Origin of the sequence: Acidisoma sp. L85, from assembly GCF_009765865.1 — a bacterium.
In the GTDB taxonomy this organism is placed as follows: Bacteria; Pseudomonadota; Alphaproteobacteria; order Acetobacterales; family Acetobacteraceae; genus Acidisoma.
Genome location: NZ_LMUQ01000061.1, coordinates 473488 through 489789, shown reverse-complemented (window position 1 = coordinate 489789; position 16302 = coordinate 473488). Strand labels below are relative to the sequence as shown.

General features: G+C 63.7%; 15 protein-coding genes. 10 read left to right on the top strand and 5 right to left on the bottom strand.

Annotation, left to right across the window (positions count from 1 at the left end; all coding sequences use genetic code 11):
- Nucleotide 1: 1 nt before the first annotated feature.
- Nucleotides 2-2110 carry a bifunctional rhamnulose-1-phosphate aldolase/short-chain dehydrogenase gene (locus GSQ83_RS20695; protein WP_158804744.1) on the bottom strand — a complete coding sequence of 703 codons (2109 nt, stop codon included), beginning with the start codon at nucleotides 2108-2110 and terminating at the stop codon, nucleotides 2-4.
- Nucleotides 2111-2279: 169 nt separating this feature from the next.
- Here GSQ83_RS20695 and GSQ83_RS20690 point away from each other — a divergent pair, with 169 nt between their 5' ends.
- The 7 genes from GSQ83_RS20690 to GSQ83_RS20660 all read left to right on the top strand — a co-directional run bounded on the left by GSQ83_RS20690 (nucleotide 2280) and on the right by GSQ83_RS20660 (nucleotide 9505).
- The gene (locus tag GSQ83_RS20690; protein ID WP_158804743.1) at nucleotides 2280-3089 is read left to right on the top strand and encodes a DeoR/GlpR family DNA-binding transcription regulator; all 810 of its coding nucleotides are present in this window, start codon (nucleotides 2280-2282) and stop codon (nucleotides 3087-3089) included.
- A 68-nt stretch (nucleotides 3090-3157) separates the two neighbouring features.
- The gene (rhaS, locus tag GSQ83_RS20685; RefSeq protein ID WP_158804742.1) at nucleotides 3158-4165 is read left to right on the top strand and encodes a rhamnose ABC transporter substrate-binding protein; all 1008 of its coding nucleotides are present in this window, start codon (nucleotides 3158-3160) and stop codon (nucleotides 4163-4165) included.
- A 135-nt stretch (nucleotides 4166-4300) separates the two neighbouring features.
- Nucleotides 4301-5785, top strand: coding sequence for a sugar ABC transporter ATP-binding protein (locus GSQ83_RS20680; RefSeq protein WP_158804741.1), 1485 nt, complete (start codon nucleotides 4301-4303; stop codon nucleotides 5783-5785).
- The gene (locus GSQ83_RS20675; RefSeq protein ID WP_158804740.1) at nucleotides 5778-6794 is read left to right on the top strand and encodes an ABC transporter permease; all 1017 of its coding nucleotides are present in this window, start codon (nucleotides 5778-5780) and stop codon (nucleotides 6792-6794) included. The genes GSQ83_RS20680 and GSQ83_RS20675 overlap by 8 nt, the downstream gene beginning before the upstream one ends.
- Nucleotides 6791-7792, top strand: a complete 1002-nt coding sequence (locus GSQ83_RS20670) for an ABC transporter permease (protein WP_158804739.1) — start codon at nucleotides 6791-6793, stop codon at nucleotides 7790-7792. The genes GSQ83_RS20675 and GSQ83_RS20670 overlap by 4 nt, the downstream gene beginning before the upstream one ends.
- Nucleotides 7793-7800: 8 nt before the next feature.
- Entirely contained in the window at nucleotides 7801-8115 is a 315-nt protein-coding gene (gene rhaM, locus GSQ83_RS20665) for an L-rhamnose mutarotase (RefSeq protein WP_158804738.1), read from the top strand.
- 4 nt (nucleotides 8116-8119) lie between these two features.
- On the top strand, nucleotides 8120-9505 hold the full coding sequence (locus tag GSQ83_RS20660; protein WP_158804737.1) for an FGGY-family carbohydrate kinase: 1386 nt from the start codon (nucleotides 8120-8122) through the stop codon (nucleotides 9503-9505).
- Between the two features lie 179 nt (nucleotides 9506-9684).
- Here the strand turns inward: GSQ83_RS20660 and GSQ83_RS20655 are convergent, their stop codons facing one another.
- On the bottom strand, nucleotides 9685-10068 hold the full coding sequence (locus tag GSQ83_RS20655; RefSeq protein ID WP_216850393.1) for a nuclear transport factor 2 family protein: 384 nt from the start codon (nucleotides 10066-10068) through the stop codon (nucleotides 9685-9687).
- A gap of 290 nt (nucleotides 10069-10358) precedes the next feature.
- Between GSQ83_RS20655 and GSQ83_RS20650 the strand changes: the two genes are divergently transcribed.
- The 3 genes from GSQ83_RS20650 to GSQ83_RS20640 all read left to right on the top strand — a co-directional run bounded on the left by GSQ83_RS20650 (nucleotide 10359) and on the right by GSQ83_RS20640 (nucleotide 13359).
- Nucleotides 10359-10853, top strand: a complete 495-nt coding sequence (locus GSQ83_RS20650) for a septal ring lytic transglycosylase RlpA family protein (protein ID WP_254065808.1) — start codon at nucleotides 10359-10361, stop codon at nucleotides 10851-10853.
- A 179-nt stretch (nucleotides 10854-11032) separates the two neighbouring features.
- Nucleotides 11033-12004: a S1C family serine protease gene (locus tag GSQ83_RS20645; RefSeq protein ID WP_158804734.1), complete on the top strand. Its 972-nt coding sequence runs from the start codon at nucleotides 11033-11035 to the stop codon at nucleotides 12002-12004.
- On the top strand, nucleotides 12001-13359 hold the full coding sequence (locus tag GSQ83_RS20640; protein WP_174246685.1) for an ArgE/DapE family deacylase: 1359 nt from the start codon (nucleotides 12001-12003) through the stop codon (nucleotides 13357-13359). The genes GSQ83_RS20645 and GSQ83_RS20640 overlap by 4 nt, the downstream gene beginning before the upstream one ends.
- Before the next feature lie 16 nt (nucleotides 13360-13375).
- On the opposite strand, the gene GSQ83_RS20635 is transcribed toward GSQ83_RS20640, so the two are convergent.
- The 3 genes from GSQ83_RS20635 to GSQ83_RS30055 all read right to left on the bottom strand — a co-directional run bounded on the left by GSQ83_RS20635 (nucleotide 13376) and on the right by GSQ83_RS30055 (nucleotide 16293).
- Nucleotides 13376-14059 carry a lipid-binding SYLF domain-containing protein gene (locus tag GSQ83_RS20635; RefSeq protein WP_158804732.1) on the bottom strand — a complete coding sequence of 228 codons (684 nt, stop codon included), beginning with the start codon at nucleotides 14057-14059 and terminating at the stop codon, nucleotides 13376-13378.
- A gap of 116 nt (nucleotides 14060-14175) precedes the next feature.
- On the bottom strand, nucleotides 14176-15624 hold the full coding sequence (locus GSQ83_RS20630; RefSeq protein WP_158804731.1) for an amidase: 1449 nt from the start codon (nucleotides 15622-15624) through the stop codon (nucleotides 14176-14178).
- Nucleotides 15625-15669: 45 nt separating this feature from the next.
- Nucleotides 15670-16293 carry a cysteine hydrolase gene (locus GSQ83_RS30055; RefSeq protein WP_216850392.1) on the bottom strand — a complete coding sequence of 208 codons (624 nt, stop codon included), beginning with the start codon at nucleotides 16291-16293 and terminating at the stop codon, nucleotides 15670-15672.
- Nucleotides 16294-16302 lie beyond the last annotated feature (9 nt).

The window sequence follows — 16302 nt, the reverse complement described above, 5'->3', positions numbered from 1 at the left end:
CTCACCGGGTAAAGGCGTTGGCATTGCCGGCATCGACATTGATGATGTTGCCGGTGGATTTGGAGGAAATCTCGGAGGCGAAGAAAGCAACGCCCTCGGCGATATCCTCGGGATAGACGCTGCGTTTGAGCAGGGACCGCTCGCGATACACCGCTTCCAGATCGTCGAAGGATTCCGTCTTGTAGCTGGCCGCCCGCTGCTCGCCCCATTCGCCTTTCCAAATGCGCGACCCACGCAGCACGGCGTCCGGATTGACGACATTGGAGCGGATGCCGAAGGGCGCGCCTTCCAGCGCGACGCAGCGGGAGAGATGCAGTTCCGAGGCCTTGGCGGTGCAATAGGCGGCGGCGCCGGGCGACGCGACGAGCGCGTTCTTACTGGCGATCATGATGATGGAGCCGCCGAGACCCTGCTCCTTCATCGTGCGGAAGGCCTCGCGCGAGGTCAGGAAATAGCCGGTCGCGAGGATGTCGATATTCTTCTGCCAGATCGCGAGCGTTGTGTCCTCCAAAGGCGAGGCCGATGCGATGCCGGCATTGCAGACGCAAATATCGAGGCCGCCGAAAGCCGCCGCCGCTTCATGGAAGGCGGCGACCAGCGCATCCTCCTTCGTGACATCGGCCCAAACGGTGCTGACCGCATCGGCGCCAAAGCTTTTCGCCAATTCGCCGCGCGAGGTTTCCAATACCCCGCGATCGATATCGCAGAGCACGACGCAGGCGCCATCCTGCATCAGCCGCCGCGCCGAAGCCATGCCGATGCCACCGGCGCCGCCGGTAATGAAGGCGACCTTGCCGGCCAGGGCTCGGGGTTTCGGCATGCGCTGAAGCTTCGCTTCCTCCAGCAGCCAATATTCGATGTCGAAAGCCTCCTGCTCCGGCAGGCCGCGATAGACGGAGACCGTGGTGGCGCCACGCATCACATTGATGGCGTTGCGGTAGAACTCGCCGGCGATCCGCGCCGTCGCCTTGTCGGCGGCAAAGGTCAGCATGCCGATGCCGGGAATGAGGTAGACCACCGCATTGGGGTCACGCATGGCCGGGCTATTGGCCCGCTTGCAGCGATTGTAATAAGCGGCATAGCCCTCGCGATAGGTTTCCAGCGCCTCGGGCAGGCCCGGCAGCAGATCGGCGACCTCCTGCGTCCCGGGGTCGAAATCGAGCACAAGCGGTGCGATCTTGGTGCGCAGGAAATGGTCGGGGCAGGAAGTACCGAGCGGCGCCAGTGTAGCCAGATCCCGGCTGCCGACGAATTCCAGAACCTCCGGCGAGTCGTCGAAATGGCCGAGCTTGAATGGACCGTTCTTGCTGATAAGGCCACGGATCACCGGCATCAGCCCCGCCGCCACCGCACGCCGCTTCTCCGGCATGGCGGATTTGATCCGCTCGCCGCCGAAGGCTGATTTGCCGGCGCTGTGTTTCGTCAGAAATTCGGTCGCGCGATTGATGACGTCGAGCGTGGTCTCGTAGCATTCCTTCTGCGTATCGCCCCAAGTGAAAAGCCCATGCGCTTCGAGAACGAGGCCGCGCGCCTTGGGATTTTCCTCGGTGAACTTCTTCAGCCAAAGCCCAAGCTCGAAACCCGGCCGGCGCCAGGGCACCCAGCCCACGGTATCGCCGTAGATTTCTTGCGTGAGCTTGCGGCTATCGGCGGAAGCGGCAATGGCGATGATAGCGTCTGGATGCACGTGATCGACATGCGGGCGATCGATGAAGCCGTGCAGCGCCGTGTCGATGCTGGTGGCGCGTGGATTGAGATTGAAGGTGCAGTGGTTATAAAGCCCCACCATCTCGTCTTCCTGCGCGTCGCTCTTATAAATTGCTTGCAGGGAGATAAGCTTGTCCATGTAGAGCGTCGCGAAACCATCCAGCCTCATGCTGCCGATATCGCCGCCCGAGCCCTTGACCCAGAGCACTTTGACCGTCTCGCCGGTCAGCGGATCACGCTCGTCGAGCTTGGACGAGGTATTGCCGCCGCCGTAATTGGTGATGCGCTTATCCGAGCCGAGCAGGTTCGAGCGATAGACCAGAAGCGCCTCCGGGCTCAGCGAGGCCGCGACGGCATCGTCCCAGCGATTCTCGAGCAGCAAGCCGCGCTCCGCGACGTCCATTCTTGTATCCTCCCGCATGTGGCCGCCAGGATTGCTCCCTACGGCGCGCCATTCCTACCCCCGCCCGTAACAGGCTTCAATCATTTTCCGTCATTTTCCGTCATTTTCGCTTGACCTTCGGAAGGACTTCCCGCTTCCTGGGAGTAATTCGAGAGGGAACACGTCTGGGATGCTCGAAACTGAGCGCCATCGTATAATCCGTGGGCTGGTCGAGGATCGCTCCGTGGTAGCGATCGCCGAGCTGGTGGATTTGCTTGAGGCCTCGGAAGCCACGATCCGCCGCGATATCGCCGCCATGGCCGATCGCGGCGAGGTGCGGCGCGTGCGCGGTGGCGCCGAGGCGATCCACCCGCGCCACCAGACTCACTTAGGCGCCCGGCACTTTGCGGTGGAGGAGGCGGTCTGCTTCGCTGAAAAGCGCGCCATTGCCCGCGCGGCGGCGGCGCTGATCGGTGATGGCGACAGCGTGGTGATCAATGGCGGCACCACCACCTATCGCATGGTGGAGTTTCTCGCGGACCGCACGCTGGACATCCTGACCAATTCCTTTCCGATCGCCACCGAACTCATGCGCCGGAGCCGCAACCGCATCACCATTCCCGGCGGCACGATCTATCCCGAGCAGGGCGTTGTGCTGAGCCCTTTCGCCAATGACACCACCAAGCATTTTTGGGGCAGCATGCTGTTCACCGGCTGCTTCGGCCTCAATAGTTTCGGGATGATGGAAACCGATCCGCTCATTGTTCAGGCGGAGATGAAGCTGCTGGAATGCGCCGAGCGGCTGGTGATCATGGCGGATAGCCGCAAATTGCGGCAGCGTTCCGCCATGGTCGTGGTGCCGCTGGCGCGTATCGCGACGGTCATCACCGATGCCGGCGCCGCCGAGGAGGAATTGCAGATGCTGCGCGATGCCGGCGTGACGGTCATCACCGTCTCGGCCGAGGGCGCAGCGGGCGGAGAGTTGCTGCATGTTGCCTGACGGCGCGTGCATCTGAGAGAACGTGCCTGCAAGAACCGCGTGACTTCAAGAAACTCAGGGGAAACGACATGGATCGCAGAACGCTTTTGAAGACTGGTGCCATGATGGCGGCCGCCGCGACGCTACCTGCCGCGATATCGAGCCGCGCCCGCGCCGCCGGCACAATCCGTGTCGGCCTCGTCGCGAAATCGCTCGGCAATGGCTTTTTTGTCGCCGTCGACAAGGGTGCCAACGAAGCCGCCAAGGCGCTGGGCGACGTGCAGGTGATCTTCACCGGTCCCACCACGACCACGGCAGAGGGCCAGATCGAGGTCATTCAGGCGCTCATCGCGCAGCATGTCGATGCGATCGCCATTTCCGCCAATGACCCCGATGCGCTGGTGCCGGTGTGCAAGCGCGCGCTCGCACGGGGGATCAAGGTGATCTCCTATGATTCCGCGGTGAGCCCCGAGGGTCGCATTGTCCATCTCGCGCCGTCCTCGGATGAGCTGATCGGCAAGGCGCTCAACAAGCTCGCGGCGGCGGCGCTGCCGGATGGCAAGGGCAAGATCGCGCTGGTTTCCGCGACGCCCACTTCGACCAACCAGAATGCCTGGATCGCGGTAATGAAGGGCGATTTGCCGAATTACCCCGGCCTCGATCTCGTCTCCATCACCTATGGCAACGACCTCGCCGATGATTCTTATCGCGAGGCCACCGCGCTGCTGCAGAAATACCCCGATCTCAAGGTCATCGTCTCGCCGAGCTCCGTCGGCATCGTCGCCAGCGCCAAGGCGGTCGAGGATGCGAAGAAAGTTGGCCAGGTCTATGTCACTGGCCTTGGGCTGCCGTCCGAATGCGCGGGCCATGTGATGGCGGGTTCCATCAAAAGCTTCGCGATTTGGAACCCGATCGATCTGGGCTACGCGACGATCGAGGTCGCCGTGGATTTGGTGCGCGGCGCCAAGGGTCCGGGCTCCAGCCTGCCTGCCGGCCGCATGGGCAGCATCGCTTTCGACGATAAGGGTGTCGGCGCGATGGCCGTCCCCTTCACCTACGACAAGTCCAACGTCGAGCAGTTCGCGAAGGTTTTTTGAGGAAGTCGCGTTCGTGAATTTAGCCTCGCCAATGCAAATCGTCATGGCACGCGAAGGCGTGCCATCCACGCCTTCTTCGTCACAACAAAGGCATGGATGCCCGGCCTTCGCCGAGCATGACGGGGTGCCACAACGATGACCGCTCCGATCCTCACCATGACGGGTGTGACCAAGCATTTCGCTGGCGTGCGTGCGCTGGTGAAGGGCGAACTCACGCTCTATCCGGGTGAGGTGACGGCGCTCATCGGCGAGAACGGTGCGGGCAAATCGACGCTGGTGAAAATCCTCACCGGTGTGCATCACGCCGACGAGGGCAGCATCACCCTCGGCGGCGAGGTGGTGCGCATCCCCTCCGCCGATGCCGCCAATCGACTCGGCATCAGCGCCATCCACCAGGAAGCGGTGGTCTTCGACGATCTCTCGGTCGCCGAGAATATCTTCATCACCGAACGCCCGCGCCGCCACGGCATGGTCGATTGGGCGGAGATGCGGCGGCAGACGAGCAAACTGCTCGCCGAGCTGGACCCGCGCATCGATCCCGCCATGCCGATGCGCCAGCTCAGCGTCGCGCAGAAACACCTCGTGCAGATCGCCCGCGCGCTGTCCCACGAAGCGCGTGTTGTGATCATGGACGAGCCCACGGCAGCGCTCTCGCATCGCGAGGTCGCGGAACTCTTCACCATCGTGCACCGGCTGAAGGCGGAGGGCCGCGCGATCCTCTTCATCAGCCACAAATTCGATGAGGTCTTCGAAATCGCCGACCGCTACGCCGTCTTCCGCGACGGCGCGGCAGTGGGGCAGGGCCTCGTCAGCGATGTCGGGCGTGACGAGCTTATCACACTGATGGTCGGGCGTTCGGTTGACCAGGTTTTCCCCAAAGCCGTCGTGCCGATCGGCGAGGAGCTTTTCCGCGTCGAAGGTTTGTCGCGCGGCCGTGAATTCGCCGATGTCAGCTTCGGGCTGAGACGGGGCGAAATCCTCGGCGTCTACGGCCTCGTCGGCGCTGGCCGCAGCGAGGTCATGCAAACCATCTTCGGCCTCAACCGCGCCGATGCGGGCACTGTTACGCTGGAGGGCCGCAAGCTCGTCATCCGTTCGCCCGAGGACGCGATCGACCAAGGTCTCGGTTTCGTGCCGGAGGATCGGCAGATTTCCGGTGGCATTCTGCGTTTCTCGATCAACGACAACATCGCGCTGCCCAGCCTCTCCCGTCTCGCCGGTTTCGGCTTCACGCGACGCGGCGAGGAACGCAAACTCGCGGACGAATATGTCTCGCAGTTGCAGATCAAAACCTCCGGCATCGCGCAGCGGTTGGAAGAATTGTCCGGCGGCAATCAGCAGAAGGTCGTGATCGCCAAATGGCTGGCGACGCATCCCCGCGTGCTCATCATGGACGAGCCGACCAAGGGCATCGATGTCGGCGCCAAGACCGCCGTCTATCGGCTAATGGGGGAAATGGTGGCGCAGGGTCTCGGCATCATCATGGTCACATCGGAATTGCCGGAGGCGCTGGGCATGGCGGATCGCGTGCTGGTCATGCGTCGCGGTCGTGTCGCCGCACTCTTCGATCGCGTGGAAGCCACCGCCGAGGCCATCGTCCGGGCCGCGACCGATGCGTGAGACCCACAGCGCCCGCGTAGGACTTGGCACGAGGATCGGCCGCCTGCCGCATGTCGTTGGTCTCGGCCTGCTGACGCTGCTGCTGCTCGCCGCCGTGTCCTTCGCCTTTCCGCCCTTCCTCGAAGTCGATAACGTGAAGTCCCTGCTGGACGACACGGCGCTGCTCATCATGCTGGCGGTCGGCGAGATGTTCGTGCTGCTCACCCGCAGCGTCGATCTCTCCGTGGCCGCCAATGCGGCGCTTACCGGCATGGTGGTGGCGCTGTTCAATGCGGCGCATCCCGGCGCGGGCATGCTGCCGGTGATCGTGATCGCCATCGTGATGGGCGCAGTGCTGGGCGCCTTCAATGGCATTCTTGTGTGGAAGCTGCGCATCCCATCGATCGTGGTGACGCTCGGCACGCTCTCGGCCTATCGCGGCCTCGTCTATATCGTTTCGGGCGGCGCCTGGGTGAATAGCGGCCAGATGTCGCCGATGTTCCTCGGGCTGGTGCGCGTGCCGATCCTGGGCGTCAGCGTGCTGAGCTGGATCGGCTTTCTGGTCGCGGTCGCGGCTTTTCTGTTCCTCCGTTTCAGCGTGTCCGGCCGCAACCTCTACGCCGCCGGCAACAACCCGAATGCTGCCGCCTATGCCGGCATCGATGTCGGCCGCATGCAATTCCTCGCCTTCGTCCTCTCCGGTGCCATCGCGGGCCTCGCCGGCTATCTCTGGGTCGCGCGTTTCGCGGTGGCCTATACCGATGTCGCCTCGGGCTTCGAGCTTCAGGTCATCGCCGCCTGCGTCATCGGCGGCGTCTCGATCACCGGTGGGGTCGGCGGCGTGGTTGGCGTGGTGCTTGGCGGTTTGTTCCTCGGCATCATCAAGAACGCGCTGCCCGTGGTCGGCATTTCGCCCTTCTGGCAGATGGCGGTGAGCGGCCTCGTCATCACTGTCGCCGTCGTTCTCAATGCCGGTGCCCGGCGGCATGAGGGCCGCCGAATTCTCGAAGAGTCGGAGGCCGGGGCATGAGCAGCGTCCTGCCCGTGGCCACGGAGACGGCGCCGCGCCGCAATCCCGCCTGGCGCAAGCTGCTGCGCTGGGAAGTGCTGCTGGCGCTCGTCGTGCTGGCGGATTTCTTGTTCAACGCGCGGATCTCGAAATACTTCCTCGATCCCTGGACGCTCTCCGACGCCAGCTTCAACTTCACCGAGCGCGCGATCGTGGCACTCCCCATGGCGTTGCTCATCATCGCCGGCGAAATCGACATCTCCGTCGGCAGCACCATGGCGCTGTGTTCGGTGGTGATGGGCGAGGTCGCGGCGGCAGGCCACGGCACACCTCTCGTTGTACTGACCGGCATCGTGATCGGCTTTCTGGCAGGCTGCTTCAACGCGGTGCTCGTCACGTTCTTCCGCGTGCCATCCATTGTCGCGACCATCGGCACGCTCAGCCTCTATCGCGGCATTGCCTATGCCATCGTAGGGGACGGCGTGCTGAAGGCCTACAAACCGAACTTCGCCTATTTCGGCCAAGGCTATGTCGTGGGGCCGATCTCCTTTGAGCTGGTGCTGTTCGGCGGGCTCGCGATCCTGTTCGCGGTGCTGCTGCATGGCACCATCATCGGCCGGCGAATCTTCGCGATTGGCGCCAATCCCATCGCCTCCCGCGTCGCCGGCATTCGCGTGGATCAATACAAGTTCTGGATCTTCGCGACACTCGGCCTCTTCGCCGGTCTCGCCTCCGTCCTGCTGACCTCGCGCCTCGGCTCCACGCGGCCCTCGATCGCGATGGGCTGGGAACTTGACATCATTACGATGGTGATCCTCGGCGGCATCTCGATCGACGGCGGCCAGGGCTCGATCATGGGCGTCGTGCTGGCGGCGCTGCTGATCGGGCTGGTGACCTTCGGCTTGTCGCTGCTCAATGTGCCGGGCATCGTGCTGTCCATCGTCACTGGCGGGCTGCTCATCGCGGTGGTGGCTCTCTCCTCGGTGCTCGGCTATTCCGGCCGAAGACGCTCGCGCTGAGAGGTTCCATGAACCAGATCGCTTTCCGCATGCGACTCCTTCCCGGCAATGCCGAGGAATATCGCCGCCGCCACGAGGAGATTTGGCCCGAACTCGCGGCGCTGCTGCACGAAAGCGGCATCCGCGACTACAGCATCTTTCTCGACGAGGAGAGCAACGCGCTTTTCGCCGTGCTGCGGCACACGCCCGATCACCACATGGAGGCTTTGCCGGCGCATCCCGTGATGCGGCGCTGGTGGGCGCATATGCGCGATATCATGGAGACCAACGAGGACGGCTCGCCGGTCGCGACGCCGCTCGATCCCATGTTCCATCTCGATTGAGTTCATGACGTCGCTCGTCGCGGTTCTGGATATCGGCAAGACCAACACTAAGCTCATGCTGGTGGAGGCGCCGTCCGGCCGCACGGTCTGGTCGGCGGAACGCGCCTCGGCCGCCATTCTGAGCCGTAATGCGCCGGTGCTGAAGACGGAACTCGATATTTTCGGGATCGAGAACTGGCTGCTCGCCCAACTCCGCGACTTGCCGGAACGGGGGCGCGTCTCCGCGATCCTCCCCATCGCCCATGGCGCGGCACTGGTCTTGGTGGACGGCGAGGGCGAGGTGCTTGCGGCGCCGGATTACGAGGATACCAGCTTCGACCGTCTGCGCGGCGAATACACCCGCCTGCGCGATCCCTTCGCCCAAACGCTGTCGCCGGCACTACCCGCCGGCCTCAACCTCGGAACGCAGCTCTACCATCTGCAGAACGAGGCTTCCGCGCTGTTCCTGCGCGCCCGCTACGTGCTCACCTATCCGCAATACTGGTCGTGGCGCCTTTCGGGCGTCACGGCGAGCGAGGTGACATCACTCGGCTGTCACAGCGATCTATGGAACCCGACTGCCGCGACCTTCTCGGATCTCGTGCTCCGCCAGGGCTGGGCGGCGCTGATGCCGCCGCTGCGCCCCGCGCGCGCCGCGCTCGGCCCGCTGCGGCAGGAGATCGCGGAGGCGACCGGGCTGCCGAAGGATTGCGCCGTGATCTGCGGCATTCATGACTCGAATGCCTCCTATCTCGCGCATCGCGTGGCGCGGCCGGATGGCGACGCCTTCACGGTCGTCTCCAGCGGAACCTGGTGCATCGTGCTGGCCAAGGGCGCCGATCTTTCCCGGCTGCGCGAAAGCGACGACATGCTTGCCAATGTCGATGCACTGGGCGAACCCACCGCCACCGCGCGCTTCATGGGCGGCCGCGAATACGCGGTGATTGCCGGAGAGGCTGCGCGTGGCGTGCCACCGACCGAGGCCGGCTTGGCGGCGGTAGTGGCGGCCGGCGCCGAGGCGCTGCCGAGCTTTGCCTTGGGCGGCCCATTCCAGGGCCGCACCGGGCAGCTCGAGGCTGCGGAAGCGCTGGAGGCACCGGCCCGCGCGGCGCTGGCTACCCTCTACTGCGCGCTTATGGCCGACCTCATCCTCGACCGTCTGTGCACCACCGGCGCGATCCTGGTGGACGGCCCCTTCGCGGAGAACCCGCTTTTTGGCCGCCTTCTTCAGGCCCTGCGGCCGGCTGATCTTGTCTCGCTTGGCGGTACCCGACACGGCATCGGAGCGGCGGTGCTGTGGCTTGCGGGAGAACCGGTGCCGCCCGAAGCGCCAGCCGCGGCCCTGCCGCCTCTTTCGATGGCTAAAGTATTGCGCGCCCATCGGGATCACTGGCGCGCTCAGATTGCCTAACCCGGCTGTGTTCGTTCGCCGAGCACACCGGCCCCTCCATCTTGTTGTTGAAGGCGTCGATATCGCCGGACGGCAGTCACGACGCAGTATTTGGTCGCTACTTGCGGGCCCGACGACCACGACCCGAATAAGGCTCAAGATCGCTTGCTGCACGTCGTGGCGGCGACGCAGTCAGATTGTTACGCTGGTTCGACGCGTTTCCAGTAGGAGTCCTTTGCGATCACAGCACCTTCACGAAATGTGTAGAAGTCGCAACCGAGTGCCTCGATCTGCTCACCGGAGGGCGTGGTGCCAGTGATGGTCCATTTTGAGATACCGGTGTCGCCGCAGGCATAGTGGGTAGCCTGGCCGAAGTGGACATCGGGCAGGCCGGCGAAGCGCGTGGCAAGCCCCTCGCGGACGGCGGCTTTGCCCTCATAGCGGCGCCCATGAGGGTCGGGGCCGCGAGGCATCAGCAGAATGCAGTCTTCGGCGAAAAACTTCATTACTTGGTCGAGGTCGTGCGCGTTGAAAGCGTCGCAGACGCCCTCGAGCAAGGCGATGATCGATGTGGTGTCAGCCACGGCTGCCTCGATGTAAGGGCGAGCACCATAGCACCGCGGCATCGAAATCCTTCAGTGTAATCGGTTGAATAGTAAGATCGTCTCCCCATAGATGTTCGTGTTGTTGGCAAGTCGGGATCCGTGGGATCGCTGCAAACGATGAGGACTCGCCGATGGAAGATCACCCGAAGGTCACGAGGTTTTTGCACAGATCGTCTATTTATATCGGCATCACGGTGATCGTTTGTGGATTGGCAGCTTCCGCTGCTTGTGCTCGAAACTCGAATACAACCAGTGGTAGTTCAAAATCAGTGACGACGACGCTCGCAAATACGGCAGCTCTCGATACCAGCAACCCGGAAGTGCAGCGGAAGGCGCGCAAACTCGCGCGAGAGCCCGCGGTACGACCGCCGGGCGGCCATCGCATCGTCGAGGACCATTCCGGTCGCAAGCAACTAGGCAAAGCCTCAGTCTATGCACCACGCTTTCAGGGCCACAAAATGGCGAACGGACGAGCGTTCGACCAGAAGGGCCACGCGGCGGCCAGCAAATCCCTCCCGCTCGGAACGGTTGCCAAGGTGACCAACCTCCAGAACGGCCGCACAGCCGTGGTGACGGTCGAAGACCACGGGCCATACGTCAACGGCCGGGCCGTCGATGTGACAAGCGCGACCGCCCGGCAGCTTGGAATCACCAAGCGGCAGGGAATAGTGCCTGTCGTCGTCGCACCTGTCGCGATCCCTCAATCCAATGGCACGGTCACGGCGGGCGCGGGAGCCGTCCCTGGCCCCGCCACGGCAAACTGAAGGTCTAAGTCTCAGCTACCTGGCAGTGGCGAGCCGATCGACGGCTGATGTCTTAGCCGCCCATCGAGGCGACCAAACGCTCGTCCCGAACTTTGGCGCTAGGTGCTCTCGCGAATGGCACCTGCTCCTATGTCCAAAGCCCCTGGTCGAGGGGACCGGCGGTATGCCAAAACCCGCTCATGGCCAAGAACAGGGATATCCCCACAGACCTTCAACCGAACCCGGCGGACTATGCCTTCGACCTCGATGGCGTATTGAGCGCCGTGGTCGGGCTACGCTCCACCGCGCCCTCGGACGCCTTTACCGCCTCGGCCCTGGGAACCGAGCGAGAGGGCTCGGGCATCGTCATCGGCGATGATGGTCTGTTGCTCACCATGGGCTACCTCATCATGGAGGCGGAAACGATCTGGATCACCTCCGCGGATGGCCGCGCGGTGCCGGGGCATGCCTTGGCCTTCGACGGGGAGACCGGGTTCGGCCTCGTGCAGCCGTTGGGCAAGCTGGGGCTACCCAAGCTCGAACTCGGCGACAGCGGCGAAGCCGCCCTGGGCGAGGCCGTCCTCTTCGCCTCAGCAGGCGGCCGGCGCCGGGCGATCGAGACCAGAGTCGTTGGCCGCCAGGAATTCGCGGGCTACTGGGAATACCTGCTGGATGACGCGATCTTCACCGCGCCCGCGCATCCCTTCTGGGGAGGCGGCGCGCTGATCGGCAAGGATGCCGAACTCTTGGGCGTCGGCTCGCTCATTCTCCAGCAGGGTGACGCCGAGGGTCGCCGCCTTGACATGAATATGATCGTGCCGATCGGCGAATTGCACCCGATCCTCGATGATTTGCGCCGCTACGGTCAGGTCCTCCGGCCCGCGCGCCCTTGGCTCGGCATTTACGCCATGGAGGATGACGACACGGTGATGATCGGGGGCCTCGCCGACGGCGGACCGGGCGATCGTGCCGGGCTCCATACCGGCGACCGCGTTCTGGCGGTTGAGGGCAAGGAGATCACCGACCTGGCCGCCCTATGGCGCGGCGTATGGGCCTGCGGCCCAGCAGGCGCGCGGGTGACGCTCACGGTCCAGCGGGGCGAGCGAAGGCTGAATGTGCCCGTCGCGACGATAGATCGGCGTTCACTTCTAAAGACGCCACGGATGCATTGAACAACGCGCCGAGCCCCGAGACACTGGAGAACCGCATCACCTTGAGCACCGCAGCACCGATCGACACCGTCGTACAGAAAGATATCCTCGACGCCGTCGATTCTCTTCAGGACCATTCGGCCGATCTGCTGAAACGGCTTGTGAGGCATCGCAGCATTCTCGGAAACGAGCAGCCCTGCATCGAGGAAATGGCGTCGATGTACGAGGCGCTCGGCCTCGCGCCGCATTTCATCCCGATTGAGGAAGAAAAACTCACCGATCATCCGGGCTTCTCGCCGCCCATGATGTCGTACGCCGGTCGCACCAATGTCGCGGCGGTTCATCGCCCGCGTAACGTGACCGGCCGCAGCCTGCTGCTGCAAGGCCATCTCGATGTCGTGCATGAGGGTGCGGCCGATCTTTGGGCAAGCCCGCCCTACGACCCCGCAATCCGCGACGGTAGGCTCTATGGCCGTGGGTCGGGAGACATGAAGGCCGGCCACGCCGCAATTCTCACCGCCGTGGCAGCGCTCCGTCGAGCCGGGATGCAGCCGGCCGCCGAACTGCAACTTGCCGCCGTGATCGAGGAGGAATGCACCGGCAACGGCGCCCTCGCCACCATGCTGGCGTTGCCGAAGCCTGAGGGCTGCATCATCCCGGAGCCAGGGCCCGGCTGGGACGCGCTGTGGGTATCGGAAGTCGGAGTGGTTTGGGCTTGGGTCACGGTCACCGGCCGCCCGGTCCATGTCCGCCAGATGCAGCGCGGCATCAACGCGATCGACGCCGCCTATGTCGTGGTCGAGCATTTCCGCCGCTACGAAGCGCGCATGAACGAGAAGGGCATGATCCATCCGGCCTTCGCCGGCGAGGCGCATCCCGTCAACGTCAATTTCGGCACGATCGAGGGCGGCGAGTGGAACAGCTCCGTGCCGACACGCGCGAAGATCGGCCTGCGTGTCGGAGTTATGCTCGGACGGTCCTGCCGTCAGGTGCAGCAGGATATCCGCGAGGTCGTAGCCTCGGCTGGCGCGGATCCAAGACTTACCGGAATCACCTTGGATCTTGTGTTCCGTGGCTTCACGGCGGATGCCTGCCTGCTGCCGCCCGAACAGCCGATCGCCCGTCTGGTGCAGGAGGTTCACCTCAGCCTCAACGACGAGCCGGTTCGCCCTTACTGCGCTCTCGCCTTGACCGACGCACGCTTCTACGCGCTTTACAGCGACACGCAGGTGACCTGCTACGGGCCGGACGGCGACGGCGCGCACGGTATCGACGAGAGTGTGAGCCTAGCCTCTCTGCACCGCGTCACCCGCACCCTGGCACTAGCCATCGCCAATTGGTGCGGCCTGGAACCGATCGCCAAGCCGCACCGATAACGTCGCGCGGAGCGCCTTACAGCGCGTTCAGCGTCCGCACTAGCGGGGCGGCCGCGGGGTTGCGCACCCTGCGCGAGACAACGATGTCGGTTACGGTCACGGGCCGGCCATAGTAACTGGCATTGTCATCCCGGTTTGGCTTCACCAGCGTGCCGTTCAGGCTGACACCGGCATAGGCGCCGGACGAAGACGCCCACACAACAATATCGGCGCCGACATTGGCGGTGGTCGCGCCCTCAACGGTCGAACCGAGCGTTGCCACTGCAATTCCCGCATTCGCGCCGATCTTGAATTTGTCCCGCATGAGCGCCCGCAATGCCTTCTCGCTCATGATGAACATAATCATCTCGGATTGCTGGGCCCCGATCTGCAAGCCGAAGCTCGCGGAGGCGACAGTATAGAAGGCGGGGTCGCTCCAGCCGTGCGCGCCGCGCGTCATCAGCACCGCCTGTCCGCCCTCGCCGCCGAAGAAGAAACCGGCCTTGAATATCCGTGGAGCGATAAGCACGGCGCGCGCCCGGCGCAGCAGCTGCTTCGCGTTTCCGAATTCTTTGTCGCCCTCGAGATCCTGCAACGTGCCCAGCGCGTGGTTAACGGTCGACTGCTCATCACTGGCCGCGCGGGCCGCCGGATCGGCCGCTAGAATCATCGAGGCTGCAAGTGCTGCTGCGAGTGTCAAATGAGTCCGACGGGATATCATCACCATCCTCCTTGGTTCTGGCGGCAGGGTTCAAGCCGGGAGACAAGTGGCTCTGTCCCTGGCGCGCCCGTCGCGGAGCACCGCTATAGCCTATCTGCTGACGGGGGCGAAGCCTCCTAGAAGTTGGCGCAGACCCTGGGGCGCCGTGTCAGCCAGGGCCGCGCCTCCTCGACCTGTGCGGCAAGGCCAAGGATCGTGGCCTCATCGCCATAGCGGCCGACAAACTGCACCCCGACGGGAATTTGCTCCTCCGTCCAGGTCGCGGGCACCGACATTGCCGGTAGGCCCGACAGGTTGAAGGCGAACATGAAGGCGGCATCAGTCCATTTGGCATTATAACGATCGAAATCGGCTTCGTTCATGTCCCAATAGCCGACGGGGCGCGGAAGCTGCGTGAGCGTCGGCGTCAGGAAGACGTCATAGGGGTGGAGTTCCATCTGAATCCGCTGATTGGCCTTACGAATGGCCGATACGCTGGCCGCGTATTCCGATGCGGAGAGTGATCGCCCTCGCTCCAGCATTGACCAATTCAAGGGCACGAGATCCGACTCTTCGACCTGCCGTCCGGTGGTTTTCGCGAGTTCGTCGAATTCCAGTACGGTTTGCACCGAATTCATCCGGTTGTAGTCGAGCCAAGCCGATCCGAGATCGGTCGTAAGATCATATTCCTCGACGTTATGCCCTAAACTTTCGAGCAGCACGGCGGTCTCCTTGACCGCGCGTGCCACTTCCGGTGCGAATTCGGGACCCCAAGGCGTCGTCAGCGTAAACCCGATTCGGAGGCGCCTTGGGCGGTCTCCGATACCGTCGAGCCAGGATTTGGCCGGCAGTGGAGGGGTATAGGGATCGCCCGGCAGCGTACCGGCAGTCGCATCGAGATACGCGGCGGTGTCGCGAACGGTGCGGGTGAGCGCGAAGAAAAACACACTGCCAAACCAAATCTCGACATCGGCCGGTCCATAGGTGATCCGCCCGCGCGACGGCTTGAGGCCCACCAGACCGCAACAGGACGCGGGAACGCGGATCGACCCGCCGCCATCCGTCCCCTCGGCAATGGGAACCATGCGCGACGCAACGGCTGCCGCAGAGCCGCCGCTGGACCCGCCGGGCGTCACCGCAGTGTTCCAAGGATTGAGCGTTGGCCCATAGAGCCTTGGCTCGGTAGCGATGCACCAGCCATTCTCGGGAACGTTGGTTCGGCCGAGGAGAATAAACCCAGCTGCTTTTATGCGCCGCACCATTTCGGAGTCGAAGCCGCAAACAAAATCCTTGCGATAAGCGAGCCCGGCGGTGAGCCGCGTGCCCTCCCACATCGAACCGATATCTTTCAGCAGAAACGGCACACCGGCGAAGGGTCCGCCGCTGGCTTGCGTCGCCATCTGACGCGCGAGATCGAAAGTCTCGATCACCACCGCATTCAATTTCGGATTGAGTGAATCGATCGTGCTGATGGCGGCCTCGACAAGTTCCGACGAGGAAACTTGTCGTGTCTTGACCAGTTCAGCTAGCCGGAGCGCATCGCTTTCCGCATAGAGCCGGAGGAGATCCGGTGTAGTCGTTGTCATGCTCTGCGCTCCGGCTCAGGCCAAGACTCTGCTTCCGCCTCGTCCTTATCCCCGTAGCGCCGAGATGATCTCCGCACAAGTCGGCGTCCGGCCGACATTCGTCAGGGCGTAGTTGAGCCCGGCACGCTGCCATTCGTCATTGACCGTCGAGGTGCCGTCGCTCGCGACAACGACCTCGTAGCCGAGATCCGCGGCATGCCTCGCGGTGTGCTCGATCGACATATTGGTCCAAGCGCCTGTGATGATGACGGTCTCAACGCCGAAGCCTTGCAGCAGGCTTTCCAGCTTCGTTCCGCAGAAGCCGTTCATCCGCATTTTTTCGACAATGAAGTCGCCTTCCTGGGGTTCGAGCCCGGGAACAGCCGCTGCACCCCAGCTACCGCGCACGACGGCATTCGCCTCTTTGATCCCCTTGTAGAGCGGAGCATTGAGTTTGAGCCCCTTCGCCCCGGCCTCGACAATATAGTGGATATGGAAGACGGGGATGTTGAGCGCGCGAGCCTCTTTCGCAAGTCGCGCGACATTGGCCACCGCATTCTGGCTCTTCGCATGCGCTGGCGAGCCGGAGCCCGCGAATGCGCCTCCTTCGCCGATCACGTCATTCTGCATGTCCTGGATGATCAGGGCCGCGGAAGATGGTTTGATCCGGAGTGCTTCTTCTGTCGCCATCGTCACTTC

Coding starts and splice junctions, on each gene's coding strand:
- GSQ83_RS20695 (WP_158804744.1), bottom strand. CDS start 2,110: ATGGACGTCGCGGAGCGCGGCTTGCTGCTCGAGAATCGCTGGGACGAT.
- GSQ83_RS20690 (WP_158804743.1), top strand. CDS start 2,280: ATGCTCGAAACTGAGCGCCATCGTATAATCCGTGGGCTGGTCGAGGAT.
- rhaS (WP_158804742.1), top strand. CDS start 3,158: ATGGATCGCAGAACGCTTTTGAAGACTGGTGCCATGATGGCGGCCGCC.
- GSQ83_RS20680 (WP_158804741.1), top strand. CDS start 4,301: ATGACCGCTCCGATCCTCACCATGACGGGTGTGACCAAGCATTTCGCT.
- GSQ83_RS20675 (WP_158804740.1), top strand. CDS start 5,778: ATGCGTGAGACCCACAGCGCCCGCGTAGGACTTGGCACGAGGATCGGC.
- GSQ83_RS20670 (WP_158804739.1), top strand. CDS start 6,791: ATGAGCAGCGTCCTGCCCGTGGCCACGGAGACGGCGCCGCGCCGCAAT.
- rhaM (WP_158804738.1), top strand. CDS start 7,801: ATGAACCAGATCGCTTTCCGCATGCGACTCCTTCCCGGCAATGCCGAG.
- GSQ83_RS20660 (WP_158804737.1), top strand. CDS start 8,120: ATGACGTCGCTCGTCGCGGTTCTGGATATCGGCAAGACCAACACTAAG.
- GSQ83_RS20645 (WP_158804734.1), top strand. CDS start 11,033: ATGGCCAAGAACAGGGATATCCCCACAGACCTTCAACCGAACCCGGCG.
- GSQ83_RS20635 (WP_158804732.1), bottom strand. CDS start 14,059: ATGATATCCCGTCGGACTCATTTGACACTCGCAGCAGCACTTGCAGCC.
- GSQ83_RS20630 (WP_158804731.1), bottom strand. CDS start 15,624: ATGACAACGACTACACCGGATCTCCTCCGGCTCTATGCGGAAAGCGAT.
- GSQ83_RS30055 (WP_216850392.1), bottom strand. CDS start 16,293: ATGGCGACAGAAGAAGCACTCCGGATCAAACCATCTTCCGCGGCCCTG.